Annotated in this window: 13 protein-coding genes; 2 read left to right on the plus strand and 11 right to left on the minus strand. The window is 70.4% G+C overall.

Annotated features, from left to right (window positions below; genetic code table 11):
- Positions 1 to 142 precede the first annotated feature (142 nt).
- Entirely contained in the window at positions 143 to 2707 is a 2565-nt protein-coding gene (gene mprF / locus CEK65_RS15330; RefSeq protein WP_150410310.1) for a bifunctional lysylphosphatidylglycerol flippase/synthetase MprF, read from the minus strand.
- Positions 2708 to 3209: 502 nt separating this feature from the next.
- On the opposite strand from mprF, the gene CEK65_RS15335 reads away from it, so the two are divergent.
- Together CEK65_RS15335 and CEK65_RS15340 are read left to right on the plus strand one after the other, a co-directional pair.
- Positions 3210 to 3902 carry a DUF998 domain-containing protein gene (locus CEK65_RS15335; RefSeq protein WP_150410309.1) on the plus strand — a complete coding sequence of 231 codons (693 nt, stop codon included), beginning with the start codon at positions 3210 to 3212 and terminating at the stop codon, positions 3900 to 3902.
- Positions 3899 to 4243: a RidA family protein gene (locus CEK65_RS15340; protein ID WP_017910151.1), complete on the plus strand. Its 345-nt coding sequence runs from the start codon at positions 3899 to 3901 to the stop codon at positions 4241 to 4243. The genes CEK65_RS15335 and CEK65_RS15340 overlap by 4 nt, the downstream gene beginning before the upstream one ends.
- Positions 4244 to 4463: 220 nt before the next feature.
- Here CEK65_RS15340 and CEK65_RS15345 read toward each other — a convergent pair whose 3' ends face one another.
- From CEK65_RS15345 to CEK65_RS15390, 10 genes are all read right to left on the minus strand, one after another.
- Entirely contained in the window at positions 4464 to 5540 is a 1077-nt protein-coding gene (locus CEK65_RS15345) for a cyclopropane-fatty-acyl-phospholipid synthase family protein (RefSeq protein WP_152182240.1), read from the minus strand.
- Between the two features lie 20 nt (positions 5541 to 5560).
- Positions 5561 to 6343, minus strand: a complete 783-nt coding sequence (locus CEK65_RS15350; RefSeq protein ID WP_152182241.1) for a DUF1295 domain-containing protein — start codon at positions 6341 to 6343, stop codon at positions 5561 to 5563.
- Positions 6340 to 6885 (minus strand): DUF2878 domain-containing protein, encoded by a 546-nt coding sequence (locus CEK65_RS15355; RefSeq protein WP_152182242.1) that lies wholly within the window; start codon positions 6883 to 6885, stop codon positions 6340 to 6342. Before CEK65_RS15355 ends, CEK65_RS15350 begins: the two co-directional genes overlap by 4 nt.
- A complete protein-coding gene (locus CEK65_RS15360) occupies positions 6882 to 8195 on the minus strand; it encodes a cyclopropane-fatty-acyl-phospholipid synthase family protein (RefSeq protein ID WP_017909121.1) in 1314 nt (437 codons plus the stop codon). Before CEK65_RS15360 ends, CEK65_RS15355 begins: the two co-directional genes overlap by 4 nt.
- Entirely contained in the window at positions 8192 to 9061 is an 870-nt protein-coding gene (locus tag CEK65_RS15365; protein WP_152182243.1) for a DUF1365 domain-containing protein, read from the minus strand. The genes CEK65_RS15360 and CEK65_RS15365 overlap by 4 nt, the downstream gene beginning before the upstream one ends.
- Entirely contained in the window at positions 9058 to 10311 is a 1254-nt protein-coding gene (locus CEK65_RS15370; RefSeq protein WP_152182244.1) for an FAD-dependent oxidoreductase, read from the minus strand. The genes CEK65_RS15365 and CEK65_RS15370 overlap by 4 nt, the downstream gene beginning before the upstream one ends.
- Complete coding sequence (locus CEK65_RS15375) at positions 10308 to 11249, minus strand: acyl-CoA desaturase (protein ID WP_193314803.1); 942 nt, start codon at positions 11247 to 11249, stop codon at positions 10308 to 10310. The genes CEK65_RS15370 and CEK65_RS15375 overlap by 4 nt, the downstream gene beginning before the upstream one ends.
- A gap of 927 nt (positions 11250 to 12176) precedes the next feature.
- Positions 12177 to 12968: an anti-sigma factor gene (locus CEK65_RS15380; RefSeq protein ID WP_152182245.1), complete on the minus strand. Its 792-nt coding sequence runs from the start codon at positions 12966 to 12968 to the stop codon at positions 12177 to 12179.
- Positions 12965 to 13522, minus strand: a complete 558-nt coding sequence (locus tag CEK65_RS15385; RefSeq protein ID WP_017917756.1) for a sigma-70 family RNA polymerase sigma factor — start codon at positions 13520 to 13522, stop codon at positions 12965 to 12967. The genes CEK65_RS15380 and CEK65_RS15385 overlap by 4 nt, the downstream gene beginning before the upstream one ends.
- A gap of 58 nt (positions 13523 to 13580) precedes the next feature.
- Entirely contained in the window at positions 13581 to 13952 is a 372-nt protein-coding gene (locus CEK65_RS15390) for a hypothetical protein (RefSeq protein ID WP_017910216.1), read from the minus strand.
- Positions 13953 to 14003: the final 51 nt, after the last annotated feature.

Consider the following 14003-nt stretch of genomic DNA (forward strand, 5'->3'; position numbering starts at 1 on the left):
GGGGGGGGGGCTTTGCTTTTCCTTCTCCCCTCGGGAGAAGGTGCCCCGAAGGGGCGGATGAGGGTGCGGCGCGAAGCCTCGTAAAGCTCCGGCAAACGGGGTAGCCAGGCCAATCCCCAATCCCGACTCCCCAATCCCCGCCTCACTCCGGCTTGCGCGGATCCAGCGAGATCAGTCGGGTCACGTCCAGCAGGGCGGCGGGCAGGTGCATGCCGCCGGGGGCGGCGAGGTAGCGGGTGCGCCAGGCGGGGGCGAACTTGGACTTGAAGCGGCGCAGGCCGGTGAAGCCATAGAAGCGTTCGCCGTGGCGCACGATCAGGTTGCCGAAGCGGTTCCAGCGGCCGGCCAGGCGGTGCTGGGCCAGGCCCGACAGCGGCGCCATGCCCAGCGAGAAGCGCTTGTAGCCCTGGTCGCGGCCCCACAGGAACAGCTCGATGAACAGGAAGTCCATCGTGCCCTTCGGCGCATCGGCGATGTGCCGCATCAGGTCCACCGACAGCTCGTGACCGGCCGGGGCCTGCCACAGGTTGGCGAAGGCCACGACCTTGCCCTCGAACTCCACCACCGCGATCGGGAAGCGGCGCAGGTAGGCCGGGTCGAAGCTGCCCAGCGAGAAGCCCTTCTCGGCACCGGCCTTGTCTTCCAGCCACTGCTGCGAGACCTCGGCCAGCACCGGCATCAGCGCGTCCACCGCGTCGGTCTCGACGATGCGGAAGCTCAGCCCGCTGCGCTTGCCGCGGTTCCAGGCCTGGCGCAGGTCGGCGCGGTCGCGGCCTTCCAGGTGGAAGCCCTCCAGCGACACCATCGCTTCCTCGCCGAGCTTGACCAGGGTCAGGCCCAGGTCCAGGTAGGTCTGCCAGTGCTGCTCGCCGACCTGGTAGAACACCGGGCGCAGGCCCATGCGGTCGGCTTCCTCGCGGAAGCGCCAGATCAGCGCGCGGGCCACTTCCGGCGCGCCGACCGGGTCGCCCATCGCCACCAGCGAGCCGCCGTAGCGCTGCATCATCACGAAGCCGGGGCCGTCCTCGGCCTGCAGCAGCGCCTTGTCGCCGGTCAGCACCAGGCAGGCCTGGGTGTCGGTGGCCTCGGCCAGCACCGGCGCCAGCGCGTCCAGTTGCGCGCCATCGGCCGGCGGCAACGGCGAGCGCGTGCTGTGCAGCAGCCGCGCCAGCCCGAATACCACCACCGCCACGCTGACCAGCAGCACCGCGCGCAGCGCACGCGGCGCGTTGGCCGAGGTGGCGAACTCCCACCACAGCTCGTTCTGGTATTCGACGTGGCTGTAGACGAAGAACAGCAGCCAGATCGTGGCGATCAGCACCAGGCCGAGGTTGCGCAGCCACGGCCACGACCAGGCCTCGTCGAGCAGGGCGCCCTCGCGGTAGAACTCGCGGCGCGCGCCCCACAGGCCGACCGCCACCACCAGTGAGGACAGCGCCACCGAGACGTGGCCGCCTCGCAGCCAGGCTGGCAGCGGCAGCAGCACGCAGATGCCGATCGCCAGCACCCAGGCGGCATGGCTGCGCCGCTGCAGGCCCTGGCCGATCAGCAGCAGCACCACGCCGCCGAGGCTGGCCAGCAGGTGCGAGGTTTCCATGATCGACAGCGGCGCCATGTCCTGGCGGCGCTTGGGCGTGGGCAGGGTGCCGTCGATGACCAGCGCCGCGCCGACCGCGAACACCGCCAAGGCGATGATCTGCGGCAGCCACGGGCGCAGCGTGCGCCAGGCCACGCGCACGCCGCCGGCACTGGCGGCCAGCGGCCGGCGCAGGCCGGACAGCGACGCCATCAGCACCGACAGCAGCAGCGGCACCACGTAGTACGTGATGCGGTAGATCAGCGCCGCCGCCAGCACCGCCGCCGGGGCCACGCCGGGCAGCAGCTTGAGCAGGCTCCACTCGAACACGCCCAGGCCGGCCGGCACGGTCGAGACCAGGCCCGCCACCACCGCGACCAGGTACAGGCCGACGAAGCCGATGTACTCGATGCCCGATTCGTTGGGCAGCAGCACGTAGAACGCGGCACTGGCCAGGCCCAGTTCGACCACGCTCAGCGCGGTCACGCCCAGGGTGGTGCGCCGGTCCGGCAGCCACAGTTCGTGGCTGCGCCAGCGCAGGGTGCGGCCGTCGCGGCCGGCCAGCAGCAGCATCGTGGCGAAGCCGACCAGCAACGCGATGCCGATCGCGCGCACCGCAGTCGCGCCGACCGGCAGCGCCAGCGCCGCCGCGGCCGGTTCCAGGGTCAGGGCCAGCGCCAGCAGCAGCCACGCGCCGAACACGAAGCCGAGCGTGCTCATCAGCACCACCTGGCCGATCTCGGCCAGGCTCAGCCCGACCCGGCCGTAACCGCGCAGGCGCACCGCGCCGCCGGTCAATGCGGCGAAGCCCAGGGTCTGCCCGACCGCATGCGCCAGGAACGCGGTGATGCTGATCCGCATCGGGTGCAGCTTGCGCCCGCTGCGGCGCAGGCCGACGGCATCGAAGCCGATCAGGCAGGCATAGCTGCTCAGGCCCAGCAGCAGGGTCAGCACGATCTGGCTGAGGCTCAGCTGGTTGAAGGCGTGACGGATCGCACTGTAGCCGTGGGTGCTGAACTCCGTGGCCAGCGCGTGCAGCGCCAGGGCCAGGATCGCCAGGCTGGCCAGCACCGGCAGCGCACGGCGCCAGCCGGGCGTGGGTGCGGGAGTGGAGGGCGCGGCGTCGGTCATTGCGGACGGACGGCGGCGAGGCGCGACGGCGCACGTTGCGCGGTGCGCGACGCGGCCGGAGCGGAAGTGCGGGTGAAACGAAGACGGGCCATCGCGATACCGGTTGGATGAAAGCGTGTGACGAACATTGAGAGGGCTGCGACCGAGTGGCTGCGTCGCGGTGGGTGGGGTGTCGGGGCAAGCCGGGTTGCACCGGCCTGCCGCGCATCACCCCGGTGGGATGCCACGCGTCAGGTCCCGACAGCGGTCGCGGTCAGCGGCGCGAAGGCGAGTCCGGTACCGCTGAGCTTGGCGCCCTCCCGGGCCGCACCCCGCAGCGCGCACATCGCACCCCTGTCAGCCGTACCGCTCCTCTTGCCGTGCATCCCACGCTCCAGGCTATACCGGCCGTGCCGGCGACGCGCATGATAGTGGAATCGCACGTCGCCACGGCGTCTGGACCGCGGCAGGGGCCGTGGCCGGCGCATGTGGCGACGGTCTGTGTCGGTTCCGGAGCCTGTCGATGCCCTTGTCCGCATCTCCCTTTCCCACGCCACCGCGCTGGACGCGCCTGGCCGGCGCCGCAGCGCTACTGCTGGCGCTGCTGTTCCTCGGCGTGGCCGTGGCGTTGCAGGTCGTGCGTGCCGATCTGCACTGGCAGCAGGCCACGCTCAGCCAGTACCTGCATGGGCCCGGCGGCCTGCTGCTACGCACCGTCTACGTCCTGCTGGCCGTCGGCGTGGTGGCGCTGGCGGCCGGGCTGTATGCGCAGGCGCCGCCACGCGCGCGCAGTGGCGCGCCGGTCGTGCTGTTCGGCTGCGCCGCGCTCGGCCTGTGCGGCGTGGCGATCGGCGACAGCTACCTGCCGCAGCGCGCACCGCTGCTGGCGCCGCTGGTGCACGGGCTCTCCGCGCAGACCGCGTTCCTGTGCGTGACCACGGCGATGCTGCTGCAGAGCGCGTGGCTGCGTGGGCAGGCGGCGTGGCGGGGCCGCGCCGGGCCGCTGTTGCTGCTGGCGGTGCTGGCGTTCGTGGCCCTGTGGGTGCATGTGCTGTGGCGCGCGCCGCCGCGCGGGCTGACCCAGAAACTGCCGATCGTGCTGATCCTGGCCTGGCTGCTGCCGGTGGCGTATCGCGTGTGGCGGCCGGTGCCTGCAGCCGCGGCGCAATCGCGCGACAATGGCGTTGTCTTCCCACTACAGGACAGCGCATCATGATCCAGCGTTTCGATACCGGCCCGCGGATGTCGGAGATGACCGTGTACAACGGCGTGGCCTATCTGGCCGGGCAGATCGCGGACGATACCAGCGAAGACATCGCCGGCCAGACCCGCCAGGTGCTGGCCGCGATCGACCGGTTGCTGGCGCTCGCCGCCACCGACAAGAGCCGGATCCTGCGCGCGGAGATCTTCATGACCGACCTGGCCGAGTTCGCCGAAATGAACAAGGTCTGGGAGGAATGGGTCAGCCCGGGCAACACCCCGGCCCGCGCCACCGTGCAGGCCAAGCTGGCCGACCCGGCCTGGAAGATCGAGATCGTCATTACCGCGGCGGCGTGAAAGCCGGGAATGGGGAGTCGGGAATGGGGAATGGGAAAGCCGGCAGTGCGTCGCCTGAGCGACCGCGTGAAGCAGTGGCTTTAGCCGCGACAGGCGTCGCCGGTAAAGCCCGTCGCGGTTGACCGGAAGTTCCTTGGGTACGCAGGTAACCCGGGCACTCGCGGGACGCCCATTCCCGTTTCCCCATTCTCCATTCCCGGCGCCCCAGCGCCCCAGCCCCTCAGCGCCTGACGAACCGGTAATGCGCCACGCCCCACTGCTGGCCCTGTTCGTAGCCGAACAGTTCCGCGCAGGCCATCCAGAACATGCGCCAACGTTGCCACCAGATCTTGGCGTCGGCGCCGTAGGTGGCCTGCAGCACCGGCATCAGCGTGTCGCGGTGGCGGTCCTGGTTGTGCAGCCAGGCGTTGGCGGTCTTCTCGTAATGCTGGCCGGACAGAAGCCAGCGGCGTTCGATCGCCAGGTCGTCCTGGAACTGCAGCAGGGTGTCGGCCGCCGGCATCAGGCCGCCGGTGAAGAAGTGCCGGCCCATCCAGTTGTCCTCGCCCTGCACCTCGAACGGGTAGGCCAGGTCGCGATGGCAGAAAATGTGCACGAACAGCCGGCCGCCCGGCACCAGCCAGTGGCTGACCCGCTTGAGCAGTTCGCGGTAGTTGCGCATGTGCTCGAACATCTCGATCGAGACCACACGGTCGTAGCTTTCGGTCGGCAGGGTCAGGGTGTTGGCGTCGTGGGTGATCACCTTGACGTTGCCCAGTCCGCGCGCGCGGCATTGCGCTTCGATGTGCTCGCGCTGCGGCCGCGAGTTGGAGACCGCGGTGATGCGTGCGCCGGGGAACTGCTCGGCCATCCACAGCGTCAGCGAGCCCCAGCCGCAGCCCAGTTCGAGGATGCGCTGGCGGTCGCGCAACTGTGCGCGTTCGGCGTACAGCTGCAGCATGCGTTCTTCGGCCGCGTCCAGGTCGGGCGTGGTCGCATCCCAGTAGCAGCTGCTGTACTTCAGGCGCTTGCCCAGGCACAGCTCGAAGAAGCGCGGCGGCACTTCGTAATGCTGGCGGTTGGCTGCGTCGGTCTCGATCGCGATGGCGCTCTCGCGCAGCGATTCGATCAGCAGGCGCTGGCGCTCCCAGGCCGCGTCGGCGCCGCCGGCGCGCTCGTCGCGCAGGCGTTGCGCGCACAACCGGCGCATCGCCGCGCGCAGCATGGCGTCGGGCAGCAGGCCGGATTCGGCCAGGCGCGTGGCCAGCGGCTCGGTCGGCGCGGCAGGCGGGGAAGAGGTGGCGAAGGTACTGGACATGGCGGATCTCCTCGCGCGGCTCAGTGCCGCGGCGGCATGGGGAAGAAGGCGCTGGTGCTGCGCTGGTAGTCGGCGTAGTCGCGACCGCGCGAGCGCAGCGCTTGCTGTTCGGTGTAGGGAATGCCGGTGACGCGATAGAGGAAGGCGAACATCAGCAACGGGCCCAAGGCCGCCACGCCGACCCACAGCGCGCCGCTGCCCACTGCCAGGAACACGTAGGCGAACCAGTGCACGAATTCGAAGAAGTAGTTCGGATGCCGCGAATAGCGCCACAGGCCTTGGCGGCAGGTCTTGCCCTTGTTCGCGGGGTTGGTGCGGAACGCGGCCAGTTGCCGGTCGGCCAGGCTTTCCCCGCCGACCGCGATCAGCCAGGTCGCGACCGCCAACGTGGTCCACGCGCTCCACTGCGGCTGCGGATTGTGCGCGGCCACCGACAGCGGCACCGCGAACGCCAGGACCACCAGCGCCTGGCCGAGGAAGAACGCCAGGAACTTGCGCTGGTCGCCGTGCCAGTGCTCGCGCAGGGCACGATAGCGGCCGTCTTCGTGCGCATCGCCGAACACGCGTACGCCCAGATGCCAGGCCAGGCGCGCGCCCCACAGCCCACCCAGCACCGCGGTCAGTACCCGCGGCAGCAGCGCGCCATCGGCACGCCAGGCGCAGTACACCGCGGTCAGCGCCATGCAGGCCGACCACAGCACATCGACCACGCCGGCATTGCGGGTGCGCCGCTGCCAGGCCCAGCCGGCGAGCATGACCAGCACGGTGAAGATGCCTACATGCAGGAGCGGCCAGGCGTTCATCGCGCCACTCCGGTGGCCGGCAGTGCCGACGTGGCGACCATCAGGCGGCGCGTCGCCAGGCTCAGCAAGGTCAGCGCCGCGGCCCAGCCCGCAGCCAGCGCCAGCAGCGCCTGCGGCGTGGGCGCCACCAGCGTCACCGCCTGCCAGCCGCGCGCGGCCAGCACATAGCCCAGCGGGCCGCCAATGGCGCCGAACAGCGCCGCGCGCCAGGGATGGCGCATCACCCAGGCCAGCGAGTGCTGGAAGGTCAGCGCGAAGCCGGCCCACAGCGCCAGGATCCACAGCGGCGGCCACGGTGCCGGTGGCGCGGCGGCGTAGCGCACCCAGTCGCCGGCGCGCATGGCCGCATCGACACCTGCACCCAGCGGCAACGCCAGGGCGATCAGCGCGGCGTCGCCACGCGCGCGGCGGCGCGACTGCAACTGGTACAGCGCGAACAGCGCCAGCGCCGCCGGGCCGGCCCAGGCCAAGCCGTGCGCGGCGCCGACGACGGCGGCCAGCCACAGCCCCTGCAGGGCGAGGTAGTTGATCAGGTTGCTCATGCGTCGCCCGCCAGCGCCGGCGCGAACTGCGCCGGCCGTGCGCGCGGCTTGCTCAGCCACAGGTGCACGTCGCCGATCGAGCGCTCCAGGAAACCGCCTTCGCAGTAGGCCAGGTAGAACTCCCACATGCGGATGAAGCGTTCGTCGTAGCCGAGCGCGCGCACCTGCGGCAGCTTTGCCATGAAGCGCTCGCGCCAGGCGCGCAGGGTCAGCGCGTAGCTGGGGCCGATGTCTTCCAGGTTGAACAGACGCAGGTCGCTGGCGCGGCCGATCGCCCCGGTCATCGCCGCCACCGAGGGGATGAAGCTGCCCGGGAAGATATGGCGCTTGATGAAGTCCACCGACTTCAGCGCCTGCGCGTAGCGGTGGTCCTCGATGGTGATGGCCTGGATCAGCGCCTGGCCGTCGTCCTTGAGCAGGCTGCCGACCTTGCCGAAGTAGGTATCCAGGTATTGATGGCCGATCGCCTCGATCATCTCGATCGAGACCAGGCGATCGTAGCGACCGTCGAGATCGCGATAGTCGCGCAGCAGCACCTCGACCCGGTCCGACAGCCCGGCGGCCGCGATGCGCTGCCGGGCCAGTTCGTACTGCTCGCGCGAGATGGTAGTGGTGGTGACGCGGCAGCCGTGGTGCTTGGCCGCATGCAGCGCGAAGCCGCCCCAGCCGGTGCCGATCTCGACCAGGTGGTGGTGCGGCTGCAGGTCGAGCTTGGCGCAGATGCGCTGCAGCTTGCGTTCGGCGGCGCGTTCCAGCGCGGCTTCGCCCAAGGCGGCGTCGGCGTCGCGGAAGATCGCCGAGGAGTACATCAGGTTGCGATCCAGGAACAGCTCGAACAACGGATTGCCCAGGTCGTAGTGCGCAGCGATGTTGCGGCGGCTGCCGGCGCGGGTATTGCGCGCGAACGCGTGCAGGCCGCGCATCGCCAGGCCGCCGAGCCGGGCCAGGCCGGTTTCCATCGCGTCCAGGCGGTCGCGGTTGCGCACCAGCAGGCGTACCAGTGCGACCAGGTCGTCGCAGTCCCACAGGCCGTCCATGTACGCCTCGCCGACGCCGACGCTGCCGTTGAGCGCGGCCTGGCGGTAGAAGCGCGGGTCATGGATGCGCAGATGCGCCTGCAGCGTGTCGGCGCCGATGCTGGTATCGCCCAGCGTGGTCAGCGTGCCGGCTTCCTCGATGCGCAACTGGCCCTCGCGCAGGCCATCCAGGGTGGCGAGCAGGCGTTGCCGCAGCAGGCGGTCGAGCCCGCGCAGCGGCGGTGCGGCAGGGGCCAGCGCGGCGGCGGAAGAGGGCGCGTGCGGAGCGTTCATCGGCGTTCTCGCGGAAGGGAGTGGTCGGGGTGGTCGTGCACCGGGTTGCCGCGCAGCCACAGCCGCAGCGCCTGCCAGTGGATCTTGGCCATGACCTGCAGGGTCATCGCCGGATAGCGCAGCAGTGCCTGCGCCAGGCTGGCACCGTCGAGCGCGCGGCGTTCGAGCACCAGGGTGGCGTCGAAGCGTCGCCGCGTCGCCGCCGGCGTGGGATCGAGCACGTCCATGTGCACGCGCAGTTGCGCGCCGGGTTCGCTGAAGCGCCAGGCATAGGTATGCGCCATCGCCATGAACGGCGAGACGTGGAAGCGCTTGGCGAAGCGCCAGGCGTGCGTGGCGCCGTGACTGCGCGCCTCGGCCATCGGCAGCACGTAGGCGTGGCGCTGCCGCCACGGCGTGTTGGTGATCTCGGCCACGATGCTGTGCAGGCGCTGCTGCGCGTCGTGGCAGTAGTAGAACGTGACCGGATTGAAGCAGTGGCCGAAGTAGCGCAGGTGGGTGAGCATGCGCACCGGGCCCAGCGGACGCTCGCCGGTGTGCTGCTGCACGCGGTCGCGTACCGCTTCGTCCAGCGGTTGCGCGGGGTCGCCCAGGTAGTCGCTGCGGCGGAACTCGGCCAGGTTGCGCCGGTTCACCGACCATAGCCAGCGCCGCGCGAATACCTGCTTCAGTTCGTCCAGGTCCAGGTACAGCAGGAACAGCGGGTAGCGGAACGCCAGCGCTTTCGGTGCGTAACGGCGATGCCGCACCCAGCCGGTGTACACCGCGCTGTGCAGGCCATGCAGGGTCGTGCCCGCCGCCGCCGACGTTGTCGAGACGGCGCCAGTCGGCGGGGCGGGCACGGCAGCACGGCGCATCAGCGTCATGACCAGGGTACCCCCAGCGCAGCGGCGACGTCGACCGCGCTGCGCAGGCCGTCCTCGTGGAAGCCGAAGCCCCAGCCAGCGCCGGCGAACCAGGTATTGCGCTGGCCCTGGATCTCGCCCTTGCGCGCCTGCGCCGCCACCGACGCCTGGGTCTGCAGCGGATGCCGGTAGCGCATGCGTCGCAGCACCTTGGCCGGATCGATCGCATCGGTGCGGTTGAGGCTGACGATGAACGGCTGCGGCGCCTGCAGCGACTGCAGTGCGTTCATCCAGTAGCTGACCGTGCACGGCGCGTCCGGATCTGCCGGCACTTGCGCGTTCCAGGCGGCCCAGGCGCGGCGGTCGCGCGGCAGCACGCGCGCGTCGGTGTGCAGCACGGTCTCGTTGTCCTGGTAGCCGATCGCGCCGAGGATCGCGGTTTCCGGGTCGCTGGGGTCGGTCAGCAGGCGCAGCGCGTCGTCGGCGTGGCAGGCCAACACCGCATGGTCGTATTGCTGGGTATCGGCATCGCAGGCGATCGCGACGCTGCCATGGGCCGTGCGCTGCAGCGCGCGCACCGGCGTGCCGAGCCGCTCGCGCACGCGCCAGCGGCTACGCAGCGCACGCACGTAGCTGTTGGAGCCGCCGCGGACCACCCGCCACTGCGGGCGGCCGCTGACCTGCAGCATGTGGTGATTGGCCATGAAGCCGATCAGCTGGCGCATCGGGAAATCGAGGATCTGCCGCGACGGCGAGGACCACAGCGCCGAGGCCATCGGCACCAGGTGCGCGTCGCGGAATACCTCGGAGTAGCGGTGGCGCTGCAGGAAGTCGCCGAGGGTGAGCTGCGCCAGCGTGGCGTCGTGCAGCACCTGCGGCGCCTCACGGTAGAACCGCCGCAGATCGCGCAGCATGCGCCAGAAGCGCGGCGACAGCAGGTTGCGGCGCTGGCAGAACAGCCCGTCGAGCGTGCCGGCGTTGTACTCCAGCCCGGTGCGTTCCTCGTGCACCGAAAAACTCATCGTGGTCGGCTGCGACTCGACCCCGAGCCGCGCGAACAGCGCGCTCAGCAGCGGGTAGTGCTCCGGATTGAACACGATGAAGCCGCTGTCCACCGCGTATTCCGCACCGTCCAGTTCGATCGCATGGGTATGGGTATGGCCGCCGAGATAGTCGGCCGCCTCGTACAGCGTCACCTCGTGGCGCTGCGACAGCAACCACGCCGCGCCGAGGCCGGCGATCCCCGAGCCCACCACCGCGATCCGGCTCATCGGGCACGCGCCTGTGCGCGCACCAGCCCGGCCGGCACCGGCTTGAGCTCGCGGATCACGCGCGTCCACGACAGCGCCTTCAGGCCGTACCAGGTCAGGTCCAGCTCCCACCAGCGGAAGCCCTGGCGCGCGGCGCCAGGGAAGAAATGGTGGTTGTTGTGCCAGCCTTCGCCGAAGGTCAGCAGCGCCAGCCACAGGTTGTTGCGGCTGTCGTCGCGGGTGTCGAAGCGGCGGCTGCCGAAGCGGTGCGCCAGCGAGTTGATGGTGAAGGTGGCATGGAACAGCGCCACGGTGGAGACGAAGAAACCCCACACCAGCAACTGCGGGCCGTCGGTGCCGAGCTGCGGCACGTGCCGCTGCAGCCACCCGCCGAGCAGGAACAGCGCCAGCGCCAGCAGCACCGGCAGCAACAGGTCGAAGCGGTCGAGGAAGCGCAGTTCGGGGAAGCGGCGCAGGTCCGGGATCGCCTCCCAGTCGGTGCGGAAGCCGCGCGGGGTCAGGAACCAGCCGCTATGGCTCCACCAGAAGCCGTGCTGGCGCGGCGAATGCGGATCGGCCGGGGTATCGGTATGGCGATGATGGTTGCGGTGGTGGGCGGCCCACCACAGCGGTCCGCGCTGCACGCAGGTGGCGCCGATCGCGGCGAACAGGAACTGCACCGGACGCGAGGTCTTGAACGCGCGGTGCGCGAAGTAGCGGTGGTAGAAGCCGGTGAGCGCGAACATGCGCACCGCGTACATCGCCACGGCCATGCCGACGGCGAACCAGGACACACCGACCCAGAACACGCCCAGGCACGCCAGGTGCAGGCCGATGTAGGGCGCGGCACGCAGCCAGTCGATGCGGTCTGCCCGCGCCGGATCCAGCTCGATCTCGGCACTGGTGTCGAACCAGCGCCGCAAGGTGCGCAGGATGCGGCCACGCGGCGCTGGTGGCATTGTGGAATGGCTGGGTTCCGGAACGGGACTCGGCACAAGCGCGTCTCATTGGGGGACTTGGGAGCGATACGGGCGAAACCGGAACACGGATGCACCCGCGTCGCATTTCCCCTGCACGGCTGCGAACGCGGCATGGCGGCCACGACGGCGCAGCGCAGGCGTCGCACGAATCGGAAGATCTGGCTGTCGTGCGGATGCGCGATGGCGGCGGGGATGTTGCCTGCGCACGAGTGGTGGGCGGGTGAATGCGCGCCCGGTTCTTTTAGACGAGCGCGGCATAGCCTGGCCGCGGCCCGATCTCTCCGCGGCGCGTGCAAGGTACGTGGTGCACTGCCCCTCTCCCATCGGGAGAGGGGTTGGGGTGAGGGTACGGAGCGAAGCCCTCGCGCATCCAACTTGCGCTAGCGGACGCTGTACGAGGCTTCGCCCGTACCCTCATCCGCCCCTTCGGGGCACCTTCTCCCGATGGGAGAAGGGGATCCGTGGTCTTGGTGGGAGAAGGATTGTCTACTGAGCCAGCTGCAGCGAGCTAAGGCGTTATTGCCCCTCTCCCATCGGGAGAGGGGCTGGGGTGAGGGTACGAAGCGTAGCCCTCGCGTATCCAACTTGCGCTAGCGGACGCTGTACGAGGCTTCGCCCGGACCCTCATCCGCCCCTTCGGGGCACCTTCTCCCGATGGGAGAAGGGGATCCGTGGTCTTGGTGGGAGAAGGATTGTCTACTGAGCCAGCTGCAGCGAGCTAAGGCGTTATTGCCCCTCTCCCATCGGGAGAGGGGTTGGGGTGAGGGTGCGGAGCGTAGCCCTCGCGTATCCAACTTGCGCTAGCGGACGCTGTACGAGGCTTCGCCCGTACCCTCATCCGCCCCTTCGGGGCACCTTCTCCCGACGGGAGAAGGGGATCCATGGTCCCGATGGAAGAAGGGTTGTCTACGGCGCCAGCTGCAGTGTGCTGATGCCGCCCTTGGCCACGACCGGACCGGTGGCGACGCCGCCGGGCGCGCCGCCGGGCGGTTCCATGGTCACCGCCAGCACCGCGCCGTCGCTGAGCAAGGGCATCAGCGCATCGGGAATGCGCGCCACGCGCGCCTTGGCCTCGTCGAACACACCCATCGAGCGCGCCTTGCCGTCGGCCGGGATCAGCCACAGTTCCGGCACGCGGTCGGCGTCGCGGGCGCCGGCCAGCGGGGTGAGGGTGATGCTGCGCTTGTCGGCGTCCATCAGCGCCACGTAGCCGGGCTTGCCGTCGTCCTGCATCAGCGTGGAGGTCATCGCGATGCCGCTGGGCTTGGGCGTGGTGGTAGTGGCGACCGGCGGGGGCTGCACGGCCGGCGGCGGCACCGGCGCACGTGCCAGCAGCAGCGCCAGCAGGCAGGCCGTGGCGGTGGCGAAGCCGCCGGCGCTGAGCCAGCGCCAGGTCCGCACGCTGTCCCAGAACCCGGGTGCGGCGGCGCGCGGGCGCGGCGCCGGCGCATCCAGGCCCAGCGAGGCGCGGATGCGCACCCACACGCGCTCGGGCACCGCCACCGGGGCGATCTCGTCGGCCAGAGGCATCAGGTGCTGCTGCCATTGCAGCACGGCCGCGGCGAATTCGCGGTCGCTGTCGATGCGTGCTTCGGCGGCGCGGCGCTCCTGCGCGTCGAGCACGCCGAGCACGTACTCGCCGGCCAGCACGTCGCGCGGCGGCGGGGTTTCCTGTGGATCGGGCACGGAGGCGTTCATCGTTCCAAACACGCTTTCAGTTTGGCCAGGCCACGGCGGATCCAGCTCTTGACCGTGCCCAACGGCGTGCCGCTGCGCTGCGCCAGTTCTTCGTAGGTGATGCCTTCGAAGAACGCGGTGCGGATCAAGTCGCCGCGCGGCGGCTCCAGTTCGCCCATGCACACGTCCAGGCGCCGACCGGCCACCCGCCACTCGGTATCGGCGAGCGGATCGCGGCCTTCGTCCTGCAGTTCGCCGGCGTCGTCCAGCGCCACCGACTGCCGCGCCGGTGCGCGTGCACGCAGATGGTCGATGGCCTTGTTGCGGGCGATCATGGTCAGCCAGGTCAGGCCGCGCGCGCGCTGCGGGTCGAATTGCGCCGCCTTGCGCCAGACGGAGGAAAACACTTCCTGCAGCACGTCCTCGGCTTCGCCGCGCTGCGGCACGATGCGCAGGCACACGCCGAACAGGCGCGAGGAGGTGGTGCGGTACAGGCGTTCGAACGCGGCGCTGTCGCCGGTGGCGGTGGCCACCAGCAATTGTCCTGCTTCGTCGTGATCGGGCGACTCGGTCATGCCGGGAGACGGTGGCGAAGGTCGGCGCGATGCTACAGGCTTTCGCCGCGCCCGTCGCTCAGGCGCGCTGGCGCCGCCACAATACGCACGCGGTGAGCAGCAGGACGATCTCGAACGCGGCCAGGCCGGTCGTGGTCGGGCCGACCGGCCACAGCCGCAGCAGGCTGGCGCTGCGGTAGAGCACGATGGGCACGTAGAACGCCAGTGCCAGGAGCAGGCCGGTGCGCAACTGCCCGGTGCGGGCGAAGTAGCCGAACAGGAAGGCCATGCCCAATTGCAGGCCGCCGTAGATGACCAGGTATTCGGACTGGCCGGAGCGGTCCAGGCCGACATAGCCCACCGCCGCGGCGGTCTGTGCCGGCAGCAGCGTGCACCAGACGGCCAGGAGCGCGTACAGCGCGGCGTTGAACCACAGGTAGGCCTTGGCCATGAGGTGTCCTCGTCGAAGCGCGGGCGATGCGCAGGCATGGTTGTAGCGGGT

This window comes from Xanthomonas sp. LMG 12459, assembly GCF_009192905.1.
Taxonomy (GTDB): domain Bacteria; phylum Pseudomonadota; class Gammaproteobacteria; order Xanthomonadales; family Xanthomonadaceae; genus Xanthomonas_A; species Xanthomonas_A sontii.